This is a genomic window from Leifsonia sp. HAY1-4F, from assembly GCF_056755275.1.
On sequence record NZ_JBNDHX010000049.1, the window covers coordinates 1 to 20,398 of the forward strand.

Annotated in this window: 24 protein-coding genes; 9 read left to right on the forward strand and 15 right to left on the reverse strand. The window is 69.9% G+C overall.

What is annotated here, in order from left to right; all coding sequences use genetic code 11:
• The coding region (locus tag ACPYOG_RS10780; protein ID WP_481294226.1) for an AAA family ATPase at positions 1-730 on the forward strand (730 nt) is incomplete at its 5' end.
• A gap of 34 nt (positions 731-764) precedes the next feature.
• Positions 765-1,829 carry a zinc-dependent alcohol dehydrogenase family protein gene (locus ACPYOG_RS10785; RefSeq protein WP_481294227.1) on the forward strand — a complete coding sequence of 355 codons (1,065 nt, stop codon included), beginning with the start codon at positions 765-767 and terminating at the stop codon, positions 1,827-1,829.
• Positions 1,830-1,898: 69 nt separating this feature from the next.
• Here ACPYOG_RS10785 and ACPYOG_RS10790 read toward each other — a convergent pair whose 3' ends face one another.
• The 8 genes from ACPYOG_RS10790 to ACPYOG_RS10825 all read right to left on the reverse strand — a co-directional run bounded on the left by ACPYOG_RS10790 (position 1,899) and on the right by ACPYOG_RS10825 (position 8,789).
• Positions 1,899-2,489 (reverse strand): nitroreductase family protein, encoded by a 591-nt coding sequence (locus ACPYOG_RS10790; RefSeq protein ID WP_481294228.1) that lies wholly within the window; start codon positions 2,487-2,489, stop codon positions 1,899-1,901.
• Positions 2,490-2,692: 203 nt separating this feature from the next.
• Complete coding sequence (locus ACPYOG_RS10795; RefSeq protein WP_481294229.1) at positions 2,693-3,016, reverse strand: hypothetical protein; 324 nt, start codon at positions 3,014-3,016, stop codon at positions 2,693-2,695.
• A gap of 323 nt (positions 3,017-3,339) precedes the next feature.
• Positions 3,340-4,413, reverse strand: coding sequence for a threonine aldolase family protein (locus ACPYOG_RS10800; RefSeq protein WP_481294230.1), 1,074 nt, complete (start codon positions 4,411-4,413; stop codon positions 3,340-3,342).
• Complete coding sequence (locus ACPYOG_RS10805; RefSeq protein ID WP_481294231.1) at positions 4,410-5,105, reverse strand: SDR family oxidoreductase; 696 nt, start codon at positions 5,103-5,105, stop codon at positions 4,410-4,412. The genes ACPYOG_RS10800 and ACPYOG_RS10805 overlap by 4 nt, the downstream gene beginning before the upstream one ends.
• The gene (locus ACPYOG_RS10810; RefSeq protein ID WP_481294232.1) at positions 5,102-6,571 is read right to left on the reverse strand and encodes a DUF6421 family protein; all 1,470 of its coding nucleotides are present in this window, start codon (positions 6,569-6,571) and stop codon (positions 5,102-5,104) included. Before ACPYOG_RS10810 ends, ACPYOG_RS10805 begins: the two co-directional genes overlap by 4 nt.
• 140 nt (positions 6,572-6,711) lie before the next feature.
• On the reverse strand, positions 6,712-7,236 hold the full coding sequence (locus tag ACPYOG_RS10815; RefSeq protein ID WP_481294233.1) for a DUF488 domain-containing protein: 525 nt from the start codon (positions 7,234-7,236) through the stop codon (positions 6,712-6,714).
• Between the two features lie 41 nt (positions 7,237-7,277).
• Positions 7,278-8,258 (reverse strand): MIP/aquaporin family protein, encoded by a 981-nt coding sequence (locus tag ACPYOG_RS10820; protein ID WP_481294234.1) that lies wholly within the window; start codon positions 8,256-8,258, stop codon positions 7,278-7,280.
• Between the two features lie 135 nt (positions 8,259-8,393).
• Complete coding sequence (locus ACPYOG_RS10825) at positions 8,394-8,789, reverse strand: low affinity iron permease family protein (RefSeq protein WP_481294235.1); 396 nt, start codon at positions 8,787-8,789, stop codon at positions 8,394-8,396.
• A 113-nt stretch (positions 8,790-8,902) separates the two neighbouring features.
• Between ACPYOG_RS10825 and ACPYOG_RS10830 the strand changes: the two genes are divergently transcribed.
• Positions 8,903-9,799, forward strand: a complete 897-nt coding sequence (locus ACPYOG_RS10830; protein ID WP_090042087.1) for an SDR family NAD(P)-dependent oxidoreductase — start codon at positions 8,903-8,905, stop codon at positions 9,797-9,799.
• Between the two features lie 24 nt (positions 9,800-9,823).
• Here the strand turns inward: ACPYOG_RS10830 and ACPYOG_RS10835 are convergent, their stop codons facing one another.
• Positions 9,824-10,663 (reverse strand): SDR family oxidoreductase, encoded by an 840-nt coding sequence (locus ACPYOG_RS10835; protein ID WP_481294236.1) that lies wholly within the window; start codon positions 10,661-10,663, stop codon positions 9,824-9,826.
• 105 nt (positions 10,664-10,768) lie between these two features.
• On the opposite strand from ACPYOG_RS10835, the gene ACPYOG_RS10840 reads away from it, so the two are divergent.
• Together ACPYOG_RS10840 and ACPYOG_RS10845 are read left to right on the forward strand one after the other, a co-directional pair.
• The gene (locus tag ACPYOG_RS10840; protein WP_481294237.1) at positions 10,769-11,035 is read left to right on the forward strand and encodes a hypothetical protein; all 267 of its coding nucleotides are present in this window, start codon (positions 10,769-10,771) and stop codon (positions 11,033-11,035) included.
• Between the two features lie 170 nt (positions 11,036-11,205).
• A complete protein-coding gene (locus tag ACPYOG_RS10845; RefSeq protein ID WP_481294238.1) occupies positions 11,206-11,895 on the forward strand; it encodes a class F sortase in 690 nt (229 codons plus the stop codon).
• Positions 11,896-11,954: 59 nt separating this feature from the next.
• On the opposite strand, the gene ACPYOG_RS10850 is transcribed toward ACPYOG_RS10845, so the two are convergent.
• The gene (locus tag ACPYOG_RS10850) at positions 11,955-12,422 is read right to left on the reverse strand and encodes an SRPBCC family protein (protein ID WP_481294239.1); all 468 of its coding nucleotides are present in this window, start codon (positions 12,420-12,422) and stop codon (positions 11,955-11,957) included.
• Positions 12,423-12,606: 184 nt separating this feature from the next.
• On the opposite strand from ACPYOG_RS10850, the gene ACPYOG_RS10855 reads away from it, so the two are divergent.
• Positions 12,607-12,801, forward strand: coding sequence for a DUF2795 domain-containing protein (locus ACPYOG_RS10855; protein ID WP_481294240.1), 195 nt, complete (start codon positions 12,607-12,609; stop codon positions 12,799-12,801).
• Between the two features lie 12 nt (positions 12,802-12,813).
• Here ACPYOG_RS10855 and ACPYOG_RS10860 read toward each other — a convergent pair whose 3' ends face one another.
• Positions 12,814-13,662 (reverse strand): exodeoxyribonuclease III, encoded by an 849-nt coding sequence (locus ACPYOG_RS10860; RefSeq protein ID WP_481294241.1) that lies wholly within the window; start codon positions 13,660-13,662, stop codon positions 12,814-12,816.
• A gap of 115 nt (positions 13,663-13,777) precedes the next feature.
• Between ACPYOG_RS10860 and pyrE the strand changes: the two genes are divergently transcribed.
• Positions 13,778-14,326, forward strand: coding sequence for an orotate phosphoribosyltransferase (pyrE, locus tag ACPYOG_RS10865; protein ID WP_090042108.1), 549 nt, complete (start codon positions 13,778-13,780; stop codon positions 14,324-14,326).
• A complete protein-coding gene (locus ACPYOG_RS10870) occupies positions 14,326-16,845 on the forward strand; it encodes a hypothetical protein (protein WP_481294242.1) in 2,520 nt (839 codons plus the stop codon). Before pyrE ends, ACPYOG_RS10870 begins: the two co-directional genes overlap by 1 nt.
• Before the next feature lie 46 nt (positions 16,846-16,891).
• On the opposite strand, the gene ACPYOG_RS10875 is transcribed toward ACPYOG_RS10870, so the two are convergent.
• Together ACPYOG_RS10875 and ACPYOG_RS10880 are read right to left on the reverse strand one after the other, a co-directional pair.
• Positions 16,892-17,440 (reverse strand): DUF4303 domain-containing protein, encoded by a 549-nt coding sequence (locus ACPYOG_RS10875; protein WP_481294243.1) that lies wholly within the window; start codon positions 17,438-17,440, stop codon positions 16,892-16,894.
• A gap of 29 nt (positions 17,441-17,469) precedes the next feature.
• Positions 17,470-18,267 carry an HAD-IIA family hydrolase gene (locus ACPYOG_RS10880; protein ID WP_481294244.1) on the reverse strand — a complete coding sequence of 266 codons (798 nt, stop codon included), beginning with the start codon at positions 18,265-18,267 and terminating at the stop codon, positions 17,470-17,472.
• 101 nt (positions 18,268-18,368) lie between these two features.
• Between ACPYOG_RS10880 and ACPYOG_RS10885 the strand changes: the two genes are divergently transcribed.
• Positions 18,369-18,995, forward strand: a complete 627-nt coding sequence (locus ACPYOG_RS10885; RefSeq protein WP_481294253.1) for a TrmH family RNA methyltransferase — start codon at positions 18,369-18,371, stop codon at positions 18,993-18,995.
• A 106-nt stretch (positions 18,996-19,101) separates the two neighbouring features.
• Here the strand turns inward: ACPYOG_RS10885 and ACPYOG_RS10890 are convergent, their stop codons facing one another.
• Both ACPYOG_RS10890 and ACPYOG_RS10895 read right to left on the reverse strand, forming a co-directional pair.
• Complete coding sequence (locus ACPYOG_RS10890) at positions 19,102-19,518, reverse strand: DUF3052 family protein (protein ID WP_481294245.1); 417 nt, start codon at positions 19,516-19,518, stop codon at positions 19,102-19,104.
• Positions 19,515-20,354 (reverse strand): metallophosphoesterase, encoded by an 840-nt coding sequence (locus ACPYOG_RS10895; RefSeq protein ID WP_481294246.1) that lies wholly within the window; start codon positions 20,352-20,354, stop codon positions 19,515-19,517. The genes ACPYOG_RS10890 and ACPYOG_RS10895 overlap by 4 nt, the downstream gene beginning before the upstream one ends.
• Between the last annotated feature and the right edge of the window lie 44 nt (positions 20,355-20,398).

A 20,398-nucleotide genomic window follows, 5' to 3' on the forward strand; every position in this document is an offset into this window, starting at 1 on the left:
CGCCGCGTTCCTCTTCGACGACGAGAAGGCGATGGTCCGCATCGACATGAGCGAGTACGGGGAGAAGTTCTCGGTCTCGCGTCTCGTCGGAGCGCCTCCCGGCTACGTCGGTTATGAGCAGGGCGGTCAGCTGACCGAGGCCGTGCGCCGGCGTCCGTACTCCGTGATCCTGCTCGACGAGGTCGAGAAGGCGCATCCCGAGGTCTTCGACGTGCTGCTGCAGGTTCTGGACGACGGCCGCCTCACCGACGGCCAGGGCCGCACCGTGGACTTCCGCAACACCATCCTGGTCCTCACCTCGAACCTCGGCAGCCAGTTCCTCGTCGATACGACGCTGAACGCGACCGAGCGCGAGGAGGCCGTGCTGCAGCTGGTCCGGCAGGCTTTCAAGCCGGAGTTCGTGAACCGCCTCGACGACATCGTCGTGTTCTCGGCCCTGAGCAAGGAGGAGCTCGGCGAGATCGTCGAGCTGGGCATCGACCGGCTGATGCTGCGGCTCTCCGAGCGGCGCCTGGAGCTGGCCGTCACACCGGATGCGCGGGCCTGGCTGGCCGAGCGCGGGTACGACCCCATCTACGGCGCCCGGCCGCTGCGCCGCCTGATGCAGCGCGAGATCGAGGACCGGCTCGCGACCGAGCTGCTGGCCGGCGAGGTCCGGGACGGCGATCTGGTGCGGGTCGACCTCGACAGGGAGAACGACCACCTGACGGTGTCGGCCGTCCGCGAGTGACGGCCGGACCCGCCGGACGCGTAGGCTTCTGAGCATGCGTGCTGCTGTCATCCACGGGGAGCGCGATGTGCGCCTCGAAGAGGTCCCCGCTCCCGTCCTGTACACCGGCCCCGGCGCCGACGGCCTCGATGCCGTGGTCCGGGTGGTCGCCGCCTGCGTCTGCGGCAGCGACCTGTGGCCCTACCGCGGGGTGGTCCCCACGGGGGAACCCCGCCGCATCGGCCACGAGTTCGTCGGCGTGGTCGACCAGGTCGGCCCTGGCGTGCAGAAGATCAAGCCGGGCGACTTCGTGATCGCTCCGTTCTACGACTGCGACATGACGTGCGTGAACTGCCGGAACGGCGTCAGCACGTCCTGCCTGCACGGCGGCTGGTGGGGAGCGGACGACCGCAACGGCGGCTTCGCCGACGGGGGCCAGGGCGAGTACGTCCGCGTCCCGCACGCCGACGGTTCCTTGGTCGCGACGCCCGAGTACCCGCGCGCCGACCTCATCCCGAGCCTGCTGACGCTGTCGGATGTGATGGGCACCGGCCACCACGCCGCGGTCTCGGCCGGCGTCACGGCGGGGAGCACGGTCGTCGTCGTCGGTGACGGCGCGGTCGGCCTCTGCGCAGTGCTCGCCTCGGCGCGGCTCGGCGCATCCCGGATCATCGCGATGTCCCGTCACGAGAGCCGCCAGGCGCTGGCCCGCGAGTTCGGCGCGACCGACATCGTCGCCGAGCGCGGCGACGCCGGGGTCGCCGCTGTCGTGGAGTTGCTGGACGGCATCGGCGCCGACTGCGTGCTCGAGGCGGTGGGCACCAAGGAGTCGATGGATCAGGCGATCCGTTCCACGCGCCCCGGCGGGATGGTCGGCTACGTCGGCGTCCCGAACGGCGGACCCGAACTCCCGGTGCGCCCGCTGTTCAGCAGCAACATCGGGGTGAACGGCGGCGTCGCTCCCGTGCGCAACTACGTCGAGGACCTGCTGCCGGATGTGTGGTCCGGCGCGATCGAGCCGGGCCGCGTCTTCGACCTGGAGCTTCCGCTGACCGACATCGCGGAGGCGTATGCCGCGATGGATGAGCGGCGCGCCATCAAGACGCTCGTGCGTCCGTAGGTCGTCGCCGGCCCCCAGGACCGCCGGCCCGCCGGCCGACGGTGCGCTGGTGACGAGTGCGCGGCGGCGTCAGCCGTGGTAGCGGACGATCTCCTCCAGCGGACGACGGCTGCGCGGCGCCGACTCGCGCTCGCGCAGCGGATCGGGCAGCGAGTCCGGGTCGCCGAGCACACCGATCGCGGTGACGGAGACCGGCTCGAAGCGCTCGTCGAGGTCGAACGCCTGACGCAGCCCCTCCGGCTCGAAGCCGCCCATCTGGTGTGCGTACAGCCCGTCGTGGTGGGCCTGGATGGTGAGGTGCGCCACGGCCTGCCCGAGGTCGTAGGTGGCCCAGCGGCGCTCGCGGCCCTCTGCGTCGACGACCTCGGCGGCCGCGACGATGAGGACTGCGGCAGCTCCGGCCCACGCCTGGTTGAAGCCCTGGAGGTTCGCGACGATGGTGTCGAACTCCGCAGTCCCGCGGCGGGCGACGATGAATCGCCACGGCTGCGTGTTCGCGGCCGACGGCGACCAGCGCGCCGCCTCGAGTGCCGAACGCAGGACGGTGTCATCCACTTCGGCCGAAGGGTCGAACGCGCGGGGGCTCCAGCGCTCGGCGAGGGTGGTCAGCAGTGGCGCGGACGTGTCGGCGGTACGGGTGGCGGCCTCGGCGATGGACATGGGCTCCTCCAGGGGATGCTCGGTGGGGATGGGGTCGGCTCCATTGCCTGGCTATGTCCATGTAAACACATGGTTCGCGGAGGAATTCCCGGGCATCCCGTCCATCCCCTTTCGCCGAAGTGCTCGTTGTTGCATACCCGGGCGGCGTGTCGCCCGCAACAACGAGCACTTCGGCGAAAGGGGAGCGCCCGAGAGCGAGGGGGTCAGTCCAGGCCGAGGCGCTTGAGCGTGTGCTTCTCGGTGTGGCCGGCGTCGGTCTCGACCTCGTCGATCGCGATCGGGATGTTCGGGCCGACCACCAGCCAGACGAATCCGTCGCGATGAACGAGGGGGACGAGGTCCGTCGTCCCGTCGCGGAGCAGCGTCCGCACCCGCTTGAGCAGCGCGTAGCCTTCGGACGGCTTGGCCACGTACGTCTTGCGCCGATAGTGGATGACGTGGGCCAGCGTCTTGGCGCTCAGCCCCGCGACCTCGGCCTCGGGGAGCGCGACGCTCGCGGTCGTGTCGGCGGTTCGCGTGTCGGTCATGCCACGCACGGTACGCCGTTCCGTCTACGTCGGCACCTGCTCGATCCGGCGAAGCGACCGGCCGTCCGCTCGCCGGCGCCGCGGCCTCCCGCAAGCGTCCCGCTGACCGCCCGGACGCCACCATGGGAGTTGCCGGTTAAACCACGATGCCGGGCTGTGGGAGACTAGGGTTTCTCTCACGGCCCGGCATACGTTCGGGGTTACGTCGGCGGATATTCGGGTTCCTCCAGCGCTCTTTGAGACTACACGAAGTTGCCCGTTCGTGTGGGTCAAATGGAGGACATTTTTGTACCCCGGCTGCCCCAATGTGAGGGGCAAACGTACTAGACGGCTTGCAATTCCTGGATGAGCGCCGCGACGAAGGCGTCGATGTCCGCCTCCGTGGTGTCGAATGCGCACATCCATCGCACCTCGTTGTTCGCCGCATCCCAGTCGTAGAAGCGGAAGTGCTCGCGGAGCCGGTCCGCCACACCGCTGGGAAGCGTCGCGAAGACTCCGTTCGCCTGCGTCTCCTGGCTGAACCCCACGCCCTGGATGCTGCCGTCGGCGATGCCCGCCTCGAGCGCCGTCCGCAGGCGCGTCGCCATCGCGTTCGCGTGCGCCGCCGAGCGGAGGTAGAGGTCGTCGGTGAGCAGAGCGATCAACTGCGCCGAGATGAAGCGCATCTTGGAGGCGAGCTGCATGTTCAGCTTGCGCAGGTAGATGAGCCCCTCGGAGGCCTTCGGGTTGAGGACGACGACGGCTTCGCCGTACAGCATCCCGTTCTTCGTGCCGCCGAAGCTGAGCACATCCACCCCGGCGTCCGTCGTGAACGCCCGCAGCGGCACGCCGAGCGTGGCGGCAGCGTTGGCGATGCGGGAGCCGTCCAGGTGCAGCTTCATGCCGTGTGCGTGCGCGTGGTCGGCGATCGCGCGGATCTCCTCGACCGTGTAAGCCGTGCCCAGCTCGGTGGTCTGGGTGATCGAGACCACCAGCGGCTGCGCCCGGTGCTCGTCGCCCCAGCCCCACGCCTCGCGGTCGATGAGCTCGGGGGTCAGCTTGCCGTCGGGCGTCTCGACGGCCAGCAGCTTGATGCCGGCCACCTTCTCCGGAGCCCCGGCCTCGTCGGTGTTGATGTGCGCTGTCTTCGCACAGATCACGGCGCCCCAGCGCGGGAGCATGGACTGCAGCCCGACGACGTTGGCGCCGGTCCCGTTGAAGACCGGGAAGACCTCGACGCCCTCGCCGAAGTGCTCGGCGAAGACCTCGTGCAGCCGCGCCGTGTAGACGTCCTCGCCGTAGGCGATCTGGTGGCCGCTGTTGGCTGCAGCGATGGCGTCGAGGATCTCGGGATGCACACCCGCGTAGTTGTCCGAGGCGAAGCCGCGCAGGGTGAGGTCGTGGAGTCGGAGCGTCACCCGTCCATCCTCGCAGGATCGAGGGGGACACGGCGGCCGTTGACCGCAAGGGCCGCCGCGTCCCAGAGCGCGACGACCTCGTCGCCGAGCTGCGCCTCCAAGCCCTGGAGCGTCTGGACGACGAACACGGTAGCCGCGCTCTGCGGCGCCTCCTTGGCGAATCCCTGCGCGATCGCCCGCACCCACGCGTCAGCGGCGGCCTTCGCCGCCGCGTAGTTGGCGCCGCCCGGGTACGGCTTCTCGACGGCGGTCGACGAGACGATCGCCAGCCGACCGGCTGGGGACGCGACCAGGTCGTCGTAGAAGACGCGCGTCGTGTTGCGGAGGGTGCGGAAGCCGCGCTCGAGGAACTCCCAGTCCTCGTCGCTCTGCCCCGCGATGCCGCCACCGCCGCGCCACCCGCCGACGAGGTGGATGAGGCCGTCCAGGTGCCCGGACTCCAGGTGGATGCGCATCGCCAGCTCGACCACTGCATCCGCGTCCGAGAGGTCGCAGGCGCGGGTCTCGATGCCCGGGACGGACGCGCGCAGCGCATCCAGCGACTCCTCCCGGGTGCCGACCGCCAGCACCCGGGCGCCCGCCGCGACCAGCGCACGGGCCACAGCCTCGCCGGACGCGCTGGTCGCGCCGGCGATGAGCACGAGACGCCCGGCGACGCCCGCCGCCGAGCCCGCCGCAGCTGCGTCGGTCATGCCGCTTCCCCGGGCGCGCCAGCCGCCGTGTCGGTCGCGCCGGTGATCCCCGCCGTCGACTCGATGACGCCGGCCATCTTCTTGTTCAGTGCCTCGTAGAACATCGAGAGCGGGAACTCGTCATCCAGCACCTGGTCGGTGTAGCCCTTCGGCGCGCCGGTGAGCACCTCGTCCGACAGGCCCCGCGCCCAGACGGATGCGGGATGCGGCGTCAGAGTCTGCGTCAGCATCTCGTACGCGGCGAGCCAGTGCGCCACCTTGGGGCGGTCGATCGAACGCCAGTACAGCTCGTTGATCCTGTCGCTGAGGGCGATGACGACCTCCGGGACGTTCTCCCAGTCGATGGTGAGCCGGGTGTCCGTCCAGTGCAGGACGCCGTGCTGGTGCATCCATGCGAACAGGAGCTGACCGCCCAGCCCGTCGTAGTTGCGCACGCGGCTGCCGGTGATCGCGAACCGGAAGATCCGGTCGAAGATCACGGCGTACTGCACCAGGTGAGCGTGGTCGCGGATGGCGCGCTGCGCCTCCGAGAGCTCCGCCTCGGGCAGCGCGCTGAGCTCGCGCTCCAGCTTCACCGATTCGCGGAACGCGGTCAGATCGCAGCGCAGCTCCTCCAGCGAGTACAGGAAGAACGGCATCCGCTGCTTGATCATGAACGGGTCGAACGGCAGGTCGCCGCGCATGTGGCTGCGGTCGTGGATGATGTCCCACATCACGAAGGTCTCCTCCGTGAGGTGCTGGTCGTCCAGCATCGCGGCGGCGTCCGCCGGCAGCTCCAGCTTGGTGATCTCGGCGGCGGCCCGGACCACGCGGCGGTAGCGGGCCGCCTCCCGGTCCTGGAAGATCGCGCCCCAGGTGAACCTCGGGATCTCGCGCATCGCGACGGTCTCCGGGAAGAGCACCGCCGAGTTGGTGTCGTAACCGGGCGTGAAGTCCACGAACCGCAGGGCGACGAACAGCTTGTTGCCGTAGTCGCCGGCTTCCAGCTCGGCGACGAACTCCGGCCAGATCACCTCGACCAGCAGCGCCTCGACGTACCGGTCGGGGCTGCCGTTCTGCGTGTACATGGGGAACACGACCAGGTGGCCGAGCCCATCCACGCGGTGCTGCTGCGGCTGGAACTCGTTCAGCGCGTCGAGGAAGTCGGGGATGCCGAAGCCCTCCTCCGCCCAGCGCCCGAAGTCGCGCTGGAGCGCGGCGAGGTAGGACGCGTCGTGCGGGAACGCCGGTGCGAGTGCGGCGATCGAGTCGACGATGGCGCGGACGTGCTCAGCGGCTGCCGGACGGTCGGATTCCTGCCCGACCGAACCATCTTTCGCTTGAAGTCCCTGCAGGGCGACGGCCGCCTCCTTCAGACGCAGCCAGGCCGGGTCGGTCGCGACCTCACGGACGGAGCGGCCGTCCTCGACGACCTCGGGCTCCCCGACAATCGCATCTGCACGGAACTGCTGGACGAATTGAGACATGACGAACCTCCCGTCGTTGGCCGGCCGCTGTACACGCGGCAAATTGAGCGGATGAGACGAGCCTATCCGGGGATCGCAAGCGTTTTCTTGTCCATTCCGGCGGAAAAGTGCGCCAGACGGCCGCGCAGCGCAGGGATTCGCTAGCCGGCGGCGGGGTACACGAGGTGCCCGTCGAGCACGCGTGCCTGCGGGTTGAGCACGGCCGGACGAACGGAGGTCGGCGACAGGATGTCGAAGACCTCGACGCCCGCGGTGAGCAGCGCATCCGTGACGAGGCGGCGGTGGCACCGCCAGGGAACGGCCTCGTTGCACATGATCGCCGGCCGGCGCACCTCCGCCAGCTCGATCAGTTCCGCAAGTCCCTCGGCGAACTCATGGGTCGCCATGTAGTCCGCGTACGCCCGGAAGGCCGCCACCTGCCAGTAGTCGTTGGGGCTGGTGACGCCCGCAGGGGTGTGGCGGCGTCCGCCGAGTCTGGGAAGCCAGCGGTACTCGATGTCGGGCGGCAGGGCGGCGACGATCGCCTCCTGGTTCCACTGCGGGAGCCGGCGCGACGACGGGAAGTGCCGGATGTCGGCCAGCGCCGTCACGCCGTTCTCGCGCAGCATCCCGAGCACCTCGTCGAAGCTGCGTGTCGAGTGCCCGATCGTGTAGACCGTCGTCATCGATCAGGAGCGTACGCTCCCGCCGGTGCGGGTCCGGCGGCTCAGGTCCGGCGTCGCAGGCGCGGCTCGGTGGTGTCGGGCCCCGGGGGCCGCGGCGGTGCCTCCGGCATCGCGGGAGCGGCCGGACCGGTGCGCAGCAGGCGGGCGTGGAGCACATCCCCGATGAACAGGTCGTAGAGGAGCACGCCGATCACGCCGCCGATGAGTGGACCCAGTATCGGCACCCAGAGGTACCAGCTGAACCAGGGCCCGTTCCCCGGCACCGCGAGGTCTCCCCATCCCCCGAGCCAGGCCAGCAGCCGCGGGCCGAGGTCACGCGCCGGGTTGATGGCGTAGCCCGCGTTCGCGCCGTAGGACATTCCGATGGCGGCGACGGCGAAGCCGACGATCAGCGGCCCGAGGTTCGCCTTGACCGCTGTGTTGCGGAGGTCGATGACCGCGACGATCAGCATCACGAGGAACATCGTGCCGACGATCTGGTCGAACAGCGGACCCCACATGTTGCCCTTGAAGTAGGGCGCCGGGAAGGTCGCGAAGATCGAGAAGGACGCGAGCGTGTGCCCGTTGGTCTTGGGGCCCTTGCTCGCCGCATCGAACGTGTTGATCGCGGCCACGTACACGCCGAGAACGAGTGCGGCGCCGGCGAACGCACCGAGCAGCTGGGACAGCATGTACGGCAGGACCTTCACCCATGCGAAACCACGGCGGACGGCGAAAGCCAGAGTGACCGCGGGGTTGAGGTGCGCGCCGCTGACACCACCGGCCACGTAGACGCCGAAGACGACGGCCAGTGCCCATCCCCAGGTGATGAGGAGCCAGTCGCCGGAACCGAGGAAGAAGGTGGTCGGGCCGCTCGTACGGCCGGAACCGGGCAGGGCGGCCACCGCCATGGCGACCACGCCGTCGCCGAAGGCGATCAGCACGAAGGTCCCGAGGAACTCCGCGAGGCATTCGCCCCAGAGCCCGCCTCGTCGTTTCAGTCCCGAGCCTCTGACCAGCACGGGAATCGTGTCATCCGTCATTTGCACACCTCCGGGAGGAGTCGGCGCCGCATCGGGCCGTCAGCACATAGTGTCCACCCGTGGTTGCGGTTACGCAATGAATGAATGTCATCCGGTTTGCGCCGCCGGCGGGATGCGGCCGACCGGGATGGCCTGTCAGCGGCCGTCGCTGGATTCGTAGTTCTCCAGTCCCACCGCCTGACGCAGCTCGCGTGCGTCGTCGGGCAGGTCCTGGCTCTCCATGAGGTCGGAGAGCGAGTCGGCGATCGCGTTCAGCTTCTGCTGGATGGCCTGATCGGCGCGCGACTGGCTGTTCTGCAGCAGCGCCACGAGAAGGAACGTGATGATCGTCGTCGCCGTATTGATGATCAGCTGCCACGTGTCCACGCTCCTCAGTACGAAGTACGAGGGCGCCCAGATCACCACCAGGAGGACGCAGAACGCGAAGAACCAGGCCCGGCTCGCGACCTTCGACGCCTTGTCGGCGAAGCGGTCGAACCAGCCGACCTCGGTACTGACGTCGCTCGGCATCACGATCTTCTTCTCAGCCATCCCAGCCTCCCTGATGAGCCCATAGTCGCTCCCTCCACCCTGGGCCGCCTCGGTCTCCGGGTCCATGCCTCCCTTTCCGGCCCGTTGTGGTGTAACGCTGCGAAGATAGGGACATGGCGAGAACGGTCCGCGGCGCACGCGTGCTCATCACCGGTGCGGCCTCCGGCATGGGACGGCTCTACGCCGAGCGCGCGGTCCTGGAGGGGGCGCGCGCGGTCGTGCTGTGGGACCGGGACGAGGCGGGACTCCAGGATGTGACCCAGCGGCTGCGGCACGAAGTGCTCGCCGGCCGCACGGCCGCAGCCTGGGGAGCGCCGCCGCGCTCGCCGAGTTCCGCCGCCGGACGGCCCACCACCACCGTCCTTCCGTACGTCGTCGACCTGTCCGAGCTGGGCGCTATCGCGCAGACCGCGCAGGCCGTCCGCAAGGAGCTCGACGGCATCGACGTCCTCATCAACAACGCCGGGATCGTCCGTGGCAAGTACTTCTGGGAGCACGACAACGGAGACGACACCCGTCCGACTATGCAGGTGAACGCGCTCGCCCCGATGTACGTGACGCGCGAGTTCGTGTCCGGGATGCTGCAGAGCGGCCGCGAGGCGCGCATCGTGAACATCGCCTCGGCTGCGGGGACGGTCTCCAATCCGCGGATGAGCGTCTACGCCGCCAGCAAGTGGGCGGTCATCGGCTGGAGCGACAGCCTCCGGATCGAGCTGCAGCAGCAGGGTTTCGGGCACGTCAAGGTCACGACCGTCGCCCCGAGCTACATCGACACCGGGATGTTCGAGGGCGCCCGCGGACCGCTGCTGACCCCGATGATGACTCCCGAGTACGTCGTGGACCGCGTCTGGCGGGCGATGCTCGCGGGCCGGCCGATGCTCATGCTCCCGTGGACCGTCGGCCTCGCGAAGACCCTCCGCGGCATCCTGCCCACCCGGGCGTGGGATGCGGTTGCCGGGCGCGTCTTCGGCGTCTACGACTCCATGGAGGAGTTCACCGGCCGGCAGTAGCACCTCGGCCGGCTCGGTGTTCGGCTACAGGATGGGTCGGCCTCCGGTGACCGCGATGCGCGCTCCCGAGATGTAGGAGCCCTCGTCGCTGGCGAGCAGCACGTAGACCGGCGCCAGTTCGGCCGGTTGACCAGGGCGACCGAGCGGGGTGTCGCTCCCGAACTGCGTGACCTTCTTGTCGGGCATCGTCGAGGGGATCAGCGGTGTCCAGATCGGCCCGGGTGCCACGCTGTTCGCGCGGATGCCCTTCTCGCCGAGCAGCTGCGCGAGCGACGCCGTCATGTTGGCGATGGCGGCCTTCGTCGCGGCGTACGGGAGAAGGGTCGGCGACGGCATATCGGAGTTCACGGAGGAGGAGCCGATGATGCTCGACCCCGGCTTCATGTGCGGGACAGACGCCTTGGCCAGGTGGAAGAACGCCGACAGGTTCGTCGCGATCGTGTGATCCCACTCGTCGTCCGGGATCTCGTCCAGGGACTCGTGGGTCATCTGGAACGCCGCGTTGCTGACGAGCACATCGATGCCGCCGAGCTCCTCGACGGTCTTCGCGACGAGGTCACGGCAGTGCTGCGGGTCGGACACGTCGCCGGGGAGGAGGATGGCGCGACGGCCGGCCTCCCGGACCCACTTCGCGGTGTCCTCGGCGTCGGGGTCCTCGTCGAGGTAGGAGATGGCGACGTCCGCGCCCTCGCGCGCGTACGCGATCGCCACCGCCTTGCCGATGCCGCTGTCGGCTCCGGTGATCAGCGCGACCTTGCCGGTGAGCTTCCCGCTCCCGCGGTAGCTCTCCTCGCCGTGGTCGGGGCGCGGCTCCATCGCCTCGGTGCTGCCGGGCGGCTGCTGCTGTTGCTCGGGGAATGACATGGATCGACCTCCGGTTCCTTCATCGGTTTCGACCCCAGGAAACACCGGGAGGCGGTGCACGCCAGGGGGTTGGGCCGTCCGCCGAGTGCGCGTACCGTCCCCCCAATGAACGCGACACCGGACGCCCCCGAATCGCCGGAACACGACGACCACCCGAGCGACGCCGAGCAGACCGCCCGGGACCGGGCGTACAGCCCGTCGAGCGAGCGGGAGACCGAGGTGCTGCAGAACGAGTCCACCGGTCCGTCGGTCCTCCCCGGCACCGGAGGCCCCGACGACCAGGGCGACATCCCGGTCCCGCCCGAGGACGATGTCGACCCCGCCACGATCGTCGAACGGGGTGAGCCGGACCACCGGCCCGGCGACGCCTGACCTCCCGTCGGCCGCCTTCGTGGTCAGGTTGAAGGGCAACTGAAATATTTTCTGAAGCGGCGTCATAAGTAGCGCGATAGCGCGTCTCTTATGTGTCGCATCAGCGTGTGGATGTGCATGCGCCGATCCGGCAGCATCCCAACGCCCAGCTTCAGAAAAGAGGACGACCCATGCGCACGGCACGCACCGCCCTGTCTGAGCCGGGCAGCGAGCAGCACGGACGTCCCAGACGCAACGGACTCGTCATCGTGGCACTCGGCGTCGCGGTCGTCCTGATCGGAGTCGGCGCCGTCGGATGGGCGGCGACGGCGGCTGTCCCCGCCCACACCGTCCGAGACCTCGCGGGCAACCGGGTGGCCATCGAGCCGGACGTGGTCCCTGCGCCCGCGACCGTGAAGCGGATGGAGGTGAGCGCCCCAGCCGGCGACCGCTTCTCCGTCCCCGCAGTCGGACTCGACGTCCCGCTTGCGGCGATGAACGAGGTGGACCACACCATCACGCCGCCCGGCTTCCAGGACGCGTACCGGATCCGCAACATCGGCACGACTCCCGCGAATCCCGGCGCCGGAACGGTGTTCGTGGTCATGCACTCCATCCGCGGCGGCGGCGTCGGACCCGGCAACTACCTGTTCGACCTCGCCCGGGGAAGCTCCCGCGTGCCGGTGGGCTCGCCCATCGCCGTCGCCGGGGCGCAGTACCGGGTGACGGAATCGCATATCGTCACCAAGACCGACCTGCCCGCGTTCGCGGGCATCTGGGCGAACACGCCCGGACGGCTGGTCGTGATCACCTGCCTGCAACGGCCGGATGGCCGGCCCTCCACCGACAACCTGATCATCACCGCCGACCTGGTGCGCTGACAGAGGGATGCGGCCGTCGCGAGTCCCGGAGTCCGGGCTGCGACGGCCGCATGCCGTGGTCAGATCGTCTCGCCGCGATCCACCTCGCCGCGCCACGCGCCGGTCTCGGTGCCCTGCGACTCGATGAACTCCTTGAAGTTCTCGAGGTCCTTCTTCACTGCGTGGTCGTCGAGGCCGAACACGGAGCCGACCTTCTCCACGGCGTCCGTCGGGGCCCACTCCAGCTGAACCGTCACCCGCGTCTCGAGATCGGAGAGCCGGTGGAACGTGACGACCCCCGCATGCTCGGTGTCGCCGGCCACGGACTTCCACGCCACGCGCTCGTCCGGGACCTGCTCCGAGATCACGGTGTCGAACTGACGCTCGACGCCTCCGATCTTCACCCGCCAGTGGTTCGTGGTGTCGTCCACCTGACGGATCTCCTCCACCTCGTCGAGGAAGTGGGGGAACGACTCGAACTGCGTCCACTGGTTGTATGCCGTCGTAACGGGCACATTCACGTCGATGGATCGGGTCACTGCAGCCATCGCTGCTCCTTTCGTCGTCATCTCAATCAGACGCGACGTTAGGCCGCACAATCGATCGGGATAGGGCCTGGACTTCCCAGCGCGATCGTGCGAAAAGCGGTGGACGCCTTGCCACCCGCCGAGATCGGCGTACGCATGGATTCATCCAGGAAAGCAAGGGAAAAAGCAACGGAAGGAGACCACCATGGCCGACCGGCCCATCCAGATCGACGTGCAGAAGTACCTGAGCGGGGTCGACTACCCGGCGAGCAGGGCCGACCTTGTCGGCGCAGCGCAAGGTCAGGGCGCGCCGAAAGAGGTGATCGACGCCCTCGAACGGCTTTCGGACCGCGACTTCGACAGCCCGGTGCAGGTCACCGAGGGGATCGGCGGGAGCTGATCGGGCCCGCTCTCAGCCGAAGATCATCGGACGGTCGTCGTCGTCTTCCGCTGCAGCGACGGGCGCCAGTTCCACGAGCACGGGGACGTGGTCGCTGGGGGCTGCGCCCTTGCGCTCGTTACGGTGGATGCTCGCGCCCACGACGCGGTCGGCGAACGCGCGCGAGCCGAGGATGAAGTCGATGCGCAGGCCCTCATTGCGCGGGAACCGCAGCTGCTTGTAGTCCCAGTAGGTGTAGCCATCGGGGACGATCGGCCGGACGACGTCGGTGAGGCCCGCCTTCTCGAACGCCGCGAAGGCGGTGCGCTCGGGCGGCGAGATGTGGGTGGAAAGGCCCGGGACGAGGGCCGGATCACCGACGTCGGAATCGAGCGGCGCGACGTTCCAATCGCCCATCAGGGCGAGGGGGAGCGTCGGGTCCTGCGCAAGCCAGCGTTGCGTGTCGGCGGCCAGCGCGGCCAGCCAGTCCAGCTTGTAGACATAGTGCGGATCGGCGAGCGAACGGCCGTTCGGCACGTACAGGCTCCAGAGCCGGAGGCCGTCGACCGTCGCCCCGATCGCGCGCGCCTCCTTGGGCAGATCGGGGCCGTCGTGGTCCTTCAGGAAGCCGGGCATGTCCGGGAAGCCGATCGTGACGTCGGTGATCGGCAGCCTGCTGGCGACGGCGACGCCGTTCCACTGGTTGAGGCCGTGCAGGACCACCTCGTATCCGGCCGCCTCGAACGCCGCGTACGGGAACTGCTCGGGGGTGCACTTGATCTCCTGCATGGCGAGCACATCCACGTCCTCGCGGACCATCCAGTCGACGACCCGCACCACGCGGGTGCGGATCGAGTTCACATTCCAGGTGGCGACGCGCATGTCCCGATCGTATCGGCCACCGCTGACGCCGCCCGATCCTGTGGGCGATGTGTGGAGCATCCGGACCCTGTGGAGAACTCCCGGGCGGCCGGGTGTTCCCCTCTAGAATCGGGGTGTGACCGACGCACGACAGCAGCTCATCGACTACATCGCCGCCGAAGCGGTCTTCCACGGGGACTTCACGCTCACCAGCGGTAAGAAGGCCACCTACTACGTCGACCTGCGCAAGGTCAGCCTGGACCACCGGGTCGCTCCCCTGATCGGCCGGGTGATGATCGATCTCATCCGCGATGTGCCGGACGTGTTCGCCGTCGGCGGGATGACCATGGGCGCCGATCCGGTCGCTGCCGCGATCCTGCACCAGGGGGCCGCCCAGGGGCTCTCCTACGACGCCTTCGTCGTCCGGAAGGAGCCGAAGGACCACGGCCGCGGAAAGCAGGTCGAGGGGCCTGACCTCGCGGGCAAGCGCGTGATCGTGCTCGAAGACACGTCCACGACCGGAGGCTCGCCGCTCAAAGCCGCGGAGGCTCTCACGAAGGTGGGCGCCGAGATCGCTGCGGTCGCCGTCGTCGTCGACCGGGACACCGGCGCACGTGAGGTCATCGAGGCCGCCGGGTACCCGTACTTCGCCGCCATCGGTCTGAAGGACCTGGGGCTGGCGTAGTGTCCGATGAGCGCGGGCGGGGCGCGGCGGACGACGAGCCGGGGGCGGCAAGCGAGCCGACGGCCGGCGAGCCGACGGCGGGTGGCGAGCCGGAGGCGGGCAGTGCCGACTGGTTGCTCCAGCAGCTCACCGGAGGCAGGCACGTCACGCCGCCCGCGGAGCGGCGAGAACAGGAGGAGCCGGAGACTGAGCGTCCGCCCGTAGCGGAGCAGCGGCCGGTCGCGGAGCAGCCTCCGGTGGATGAGCAGGCTCCTGTGGGGCCGATTCCTCCGTCGACACCGCGGCCGAGTGCGGGAGCCGGATTCGACGACCTACTCGGCAACGTGCTCGAGGAGCCGACTGCGGTCGAGGACGCACAGACGGAATTCCCCGTCGCCTTCAACTGGAACCTGACGCCCGGCGCCGGCGGCGATCCGCTCGTCGAACCGCCTTCGGTCGAGGATTCGGGCAGAGAGGACTCCGAGGACGGTCCCGCTCCGAGTGAGGATGTTCCGGCGCCTCCGCCCGCGCCCGCCGCACCCCCGGTGCTGCCGCCGCAGCCTCCGATCGTCCCTCCGTTGGTGTCCCCGGTGTACCGCGCACCCATGGTCGAGCCGGCGGTGGTCGAGCCGGCGGTGGTCGAGCCGGCGGTGGTCGAGCCGTCGATGGTTGAGCCATCGCCCGTTGAGCCGTCCCCGGTTGAGCCGTCCTCGGTCGAGCCGTCCCCGGTTGAACCGGTAGGGGAGAAGCCACCCGTAGGCGCGCCTGTGGAGGAGCCACCCGCTCGTTCGTGGGTGATCCCGGCCGCGGAGCCGGCAGCGCCGGTCGCGCCGGCCTCGGACGAGAAGCCCCGCACGATCTTCGATTCACCGGCAGCGGACGTCCCTGATGGGGACGACACCGCGGATGGTCACGGGCTGGCTGCCCTGCTCGGCTTCGGCCCGTCCGAACCCGATAAGCCTTCCAGCCGTTCGGTCATCGGCGACACGACGAGCATCATCCCGCTGGATCCCTCCGCGTTCACCCACCCGCCGGCGCCGTCGACACCCCCTGAGGCGGTCACCCCGACGCCGGAGCCGACGCAGCAGCCGGTGCTCCCTCCCCTCGACGCGTCGGCGTTGCTCGAGCCCGGAGTCGACACTCCGACCCAGCAGCTGGATGCGGCCGGACGGGCCGCCCTGCTCCGGCCCAGGCGCGAAGACGGGCCTCCGGTCCTGCCGTCCGAGCCGGCGGTTCCGGCCGCGCAGGAGGAGGTGACCCTCGGTGGTGTCCCCTCGCCGGCGACGAGTCCGATCGATGCGGAGAGCATCGCGGCCGCATCCGAGCCGGAGGCGGAACCGCAGCCGTTCGGGCGGTGGACCGCAGAGGTCGCCGCTACCGCCGGAGAGCCGGCAGCATCCGTCGGCGCGGTCGACGATGCAGCCGATGACCTGGGCGACGACGACGAGGCCGACGGGATCTCGGCACTCTTCGGCGATGTGGTCGCCCAGGAGCCGGTGGACGAGGAGCTGGACGAGGACCAACACCCGACTGGGCCAGCCGAACGCCAAGCGGAGCCCTGGCCCGCGGCGGCGCCAGAGCCGGAGACAGAGCCGGCAGAGCCCGAGCCGGCGGCGGAGCCCGAGCCGGCGGCGGAGCCCGAGCCCGAGCCGGCGGCCGAGGAGGAAGGGCCGCAACTCCTCGCGACGACGCCCTTCACCATGCCACCGGAGGACGCCCGGCCCTTCAGCGCTCAGGAGTCTTCCCGTACCCCCGGCGCACCATCGGGTTCGACCCTGCCACAGACCGAGGCGTTCACTCCTTTTCCGTCCACTCCCGCAGCCCTCGCTGATCCGGCTGTGCCCGCGGGACCGCTGCCGCCTTCCGCATCCACGGGCATCCAGACCGCAGGACCGGCAGGACCGGCAGGACCGGCAGGACCGGGTCTCTGGGGCTCACGCAACAACCGCATCCTGTTCTCCCTGGCGGGGGCGCTCGCCGTGGTGCTGGTGCTTATCGGGCTCTTCGCGCTCGGGACCCGCATCCCCTCCCTGTTCCGGGCAGCCCAGCCGGTGCCGGTCTCGACGGCGTCCCACCCGGCCAGCCCCTCGCCGAAGCCGACCCCCACTCCCACGCCCACTCCGACGGTCACTCCGAAACCGGCGGCTGCTGTCGGGCCCGGCGTGCATCCGTGGGACGCGCTGGGCGGCGGCGAGTGCATCCAGCCGTTCACCAACGTCTGGGCCCAGGACTTCACCGTCGTCGACTGCGCGACCCCGCACGCGGCGCAACTGGTCTACACCAACCTGCTGTCGGCGGACCCGGCCGCTCCCTACCCCGGGGTCGATGCCCTCGCCCAGCAGATTCCCGGCCTGTGCACGGCGGGAGGCGTGATCGACTTCGGTGCCGCGGCCGCGTATCCCGACCTCCAGGTCGTCGGCTCCTACCCGGCCACGGAGCAGCAGTGGAAGGACGGCCAGCGCTCGTACTACTGTTTCGCCAACCGCTCCGGCGGTGAGCCGCTCACCTCCTCGGTGGCCGGCCCCGGACCTGCCGCCTGAGTCTCAGGCGCCGGTCGGCCACGCCGCATTCGGCGCGGCCCTCGCGTCAGCCGCGCTCCTCCGAGACCAGATCCGCCGCATAGCGGACCAGCGCACGCGGCGGATTGAGGCGGCGCGCCGACTCCAGCGCATCCACCGGCCGCTCATGGGCTGGCAGCGTGACATTCAGCACGATGGACTCCCGCTCGAGCCCCGTCCCGAAGAATCCTTCAGCGTCCAGGTCGGCGAGCCCGCCGACCATGGCCTCCAGCAGCGCCTGATTCACCTCGTGCGGACGGTCGTAGGCATCCCCGACCGCATCGAAGAGGGGCTCGATCCCGGCGAAAAGCTCGTCGCCGAACTGATCGTAGGGCGAATCGTTCACGCTCCACCGCAGGTCGTCCTCCCCCAGGGGGAGACTCTGCCTGCGGGCGTCCTCGACCGCGCGCTGCAGCCCCTGGAGCGAGCACGCCGTAGGCACCGGCCGGTGCGCCAGGGCCGTCGTCCACAGCCCGAAGTAGTAGAAGTCTTCTGAAGGCCGCTCGTCGCGAAGCGCCGTCCAGGCCGCGCGGGCCGCCTCGCGGATCGCGGAGCGGATGCGCGCGATCTCGTCCACAGGTCCCCCTCCGACCGCGCGCGGGCTGGTCAGAGCTCGGATTCGACGGGGTCGCGGACCACGAGCTCGTCCACGCCGCCCAGCACTTCGTCCGGCCGGAACGGGTACCGCTCGATCTCCGCGTGGTCGCTGATCCCGGTGAGGACGAGGATGGTGTGGAGACCGGCTTCGATGCCGGCGATGACGTCCGTGTCCATCCGGTCGCCGATCATCGCCGTGTTCTCGGAGTGCGCTCCGATGCGGTTCATGGCCGAACGGAACATCATCGGGTTGGGCTTGCCGACCACATAGGGGTCGCGGCCCGTCGCCTTCGTGATCATGGCCGTGACGGCGCCCGTCGCCGGCAGCGGGCCTTCGGCACTGGGGCCGGTCGCATCCGGGTTCGTCGAGATGAAGCGGGCGCCCTTGCCGATCAGACGGATCGCCTTGGTGATCGCGTCGAAGGAGTAGCTGCGCGTCTCGCCGACGACCACGTAGTCGGGGCTGGTGTCGGTCATGATGAAGCCGGCCTCGTGGAGGGCGGTGGTCAGGCCCGCCTCTCCGATGACGTACGCGCTGCCGCCGGGCGCCTGCGACTTGAGGAAGTCGGCGGTCGCGAGGGCGGAGGTCCAGATCGACTCCTCGGGAACATCCAGTCCGGAGGTGCGCAGCCGGGCGGCCAGGTCGCGCGGCGTGAAGATGGAGTTGTTGGTGAGCACCAGGAACGGCGTGCCCTGGTCACGCCACTGCTGGATCAGCTCGGTCGCGCCGGGGAGAGCCTGGTTCTCGTGCACGAGCACGCCATCCATGTCGGTGAGCCAGCACTCGATCTCGTCGCGACGCGTCACCTGGACCCCTTTCACCGGAAGCGGATGCGTCCAGCTTAGGGGGGAGGTCCGACGGAGGTGGGGCTGCCCGCCGCGGTGGATACGCTGAACCGGTGGACGAGATGCCGAACCCGACGCACGAGCTGACGACGAACGGGGTCGGGCCCTGGCCGGGCGAGTGGCCGGAGGACTCCCGGTACGACGCCGAGCTGCTCCGCCACGGCGACACACGTAACGTGATCGACCGCTACCGGTATTGGAGCATGGAGGCGATCGTCGCGGACCTCGACGAGCACCGGCATCCGTTCCACGTCGCCATCGAGAACTGGCAGCACGATATGAACATCGGCTCCATCGTGCGCAGCGCGAACGCGTTCGCGGCGGACACCGTCCACATCATCGGACGCCGGCGGTGGAACAAGCGCGGCGCCATGGTCACCGACCGCTACCAGCATGTCGTGCACCACGACGACGTGGATGGTTTCGTCGCCTGGGCGCGCGGCGCCGGCCTGCCGGTCATCGCGATCGACAATGTGCCCGGCTCCGTCCGGATCGAGACGTTCGCCCTTCCGCGGGAGTGCGTCCTGCTCTTCGGGCAGGAGGGTCCGGGCCTGTCGCCGGCGGCCCTCGACGCCGCGGACGCCGTGGTGGAGATCTCGCAGTTCGGCTCCACCCGCTCGATCAATGCCTCCGCCGCCGCAGCCGTCGCCATGCACGCCTGGATCACCCAGCACGTCCCCTTCTCCTGACCTCTCGCCCCACCATCGAGTCCACACAGATTGCACGATTTGGGGCGGGTTTGCGTGCAGTCTTTGCGGACTCGATGGTGGGGCGGGAGCGCGGGGGACGGGCGGGTCAGCGGTTGGTGCGGCGCCAGACGAGTTTGAGGGCGGACCAGTCGGTGTCGAGGGCGGCCACCTTCACGTCGACCAGGCCGCGGGCGAGCGCGGCGTCGCGGATGAGGTTCTCATCGAGGTCGCTGACGTGTCCGGCGGCTTTCCGAGGCCACGCCGCCCACAGCATTCCGTCGGGACGGATGCGCTCGCCGAGCTCGCCGAGTTCGTCCAGGTACTCGGCGGCGTGCCGGTAGAACGCGAGGATGAGCCCCCGCTGCCCGTCGTCGACCCACTCGACTTCGGAGCCGTCCTCCAACGGGATGCTCCAGCCGGGATCGGCGTGCAGCACGGTCGCACGCATCCCGGGTTTCAGGCCGAGCTTCTTCCACAGGGGTGTGCCCGAGTATCCGGCGGCGGCGCCGGTCGGCGGGGTCACCCGTGCCACCCGGCGTCGTCGGCGATGCGTCGAATGGCAGCGGCATCGAGGTCGTACACCGTCTCGCCGTCGTCGGGCGCGGGGGCGGTCACGATGTGCGCGCGCACCGGACCCTCCGTGGGCAGCTGCACCCACGCGAACGCGGCTCCCCGCACGGCCCGCTCCCGCGGCGGCGGCCACAGCACGTCCGTCGTATTGGCGACGGCGGGCGCGACGACCACCGGAATGCCGGCCGTTCCTGCCTCGGTCACGAGCCCGTGGTGGAAATGCCCGGCGAGGATGAGGCGCACATCCCCCGCGCCGCACACGTCCAGCAGGGGTTCGGGGTCGACCAGCCGCAACGGCTCGAACAGGACCGTCGTCGGGTCGACCGGTGGATGGTGCAGCACGACGACCGTGCCCCGCTCGGACGGCGTCGCGAGCACCCGCCGCAACCGGTCCAGCTGCGCGTCGTCCACGTGCCCGTAGCCGGCGCCCGGGACACTGCTGTCGACCGTCACGATGCGGAATCCGCCCACGGTCGTCTCGGTCTCGCGCGGGCCGAGCACCTCCTCGAAGGCGTCCGGCAGATCGTGGTTGCCCATCGCATACACGACGGCCGCACCGCGCTGCGCCGCCCACGGCTCCACCGTGCTCTTCAGGATGCGGTAGGAGGCCGCGGTCCCGTCCTCCGACAGGTCGCCGGAGACGACGACCACGTCGATCCCGGTCAGCCTCGCCGCTCGGGCGAGCACCCGATCCAGCCCGGCCAGCGTGTCCACGATGCCGTAGTGCAGCCTCCCGTCTCCGTACAGATGCGTGTCGGAAAGGTGCAGGATGCGCAGCGTTTCTGTCACGCCGCCACCCTAGCGCCGGCCACCGTCGCCGCCCGGCCGACGCC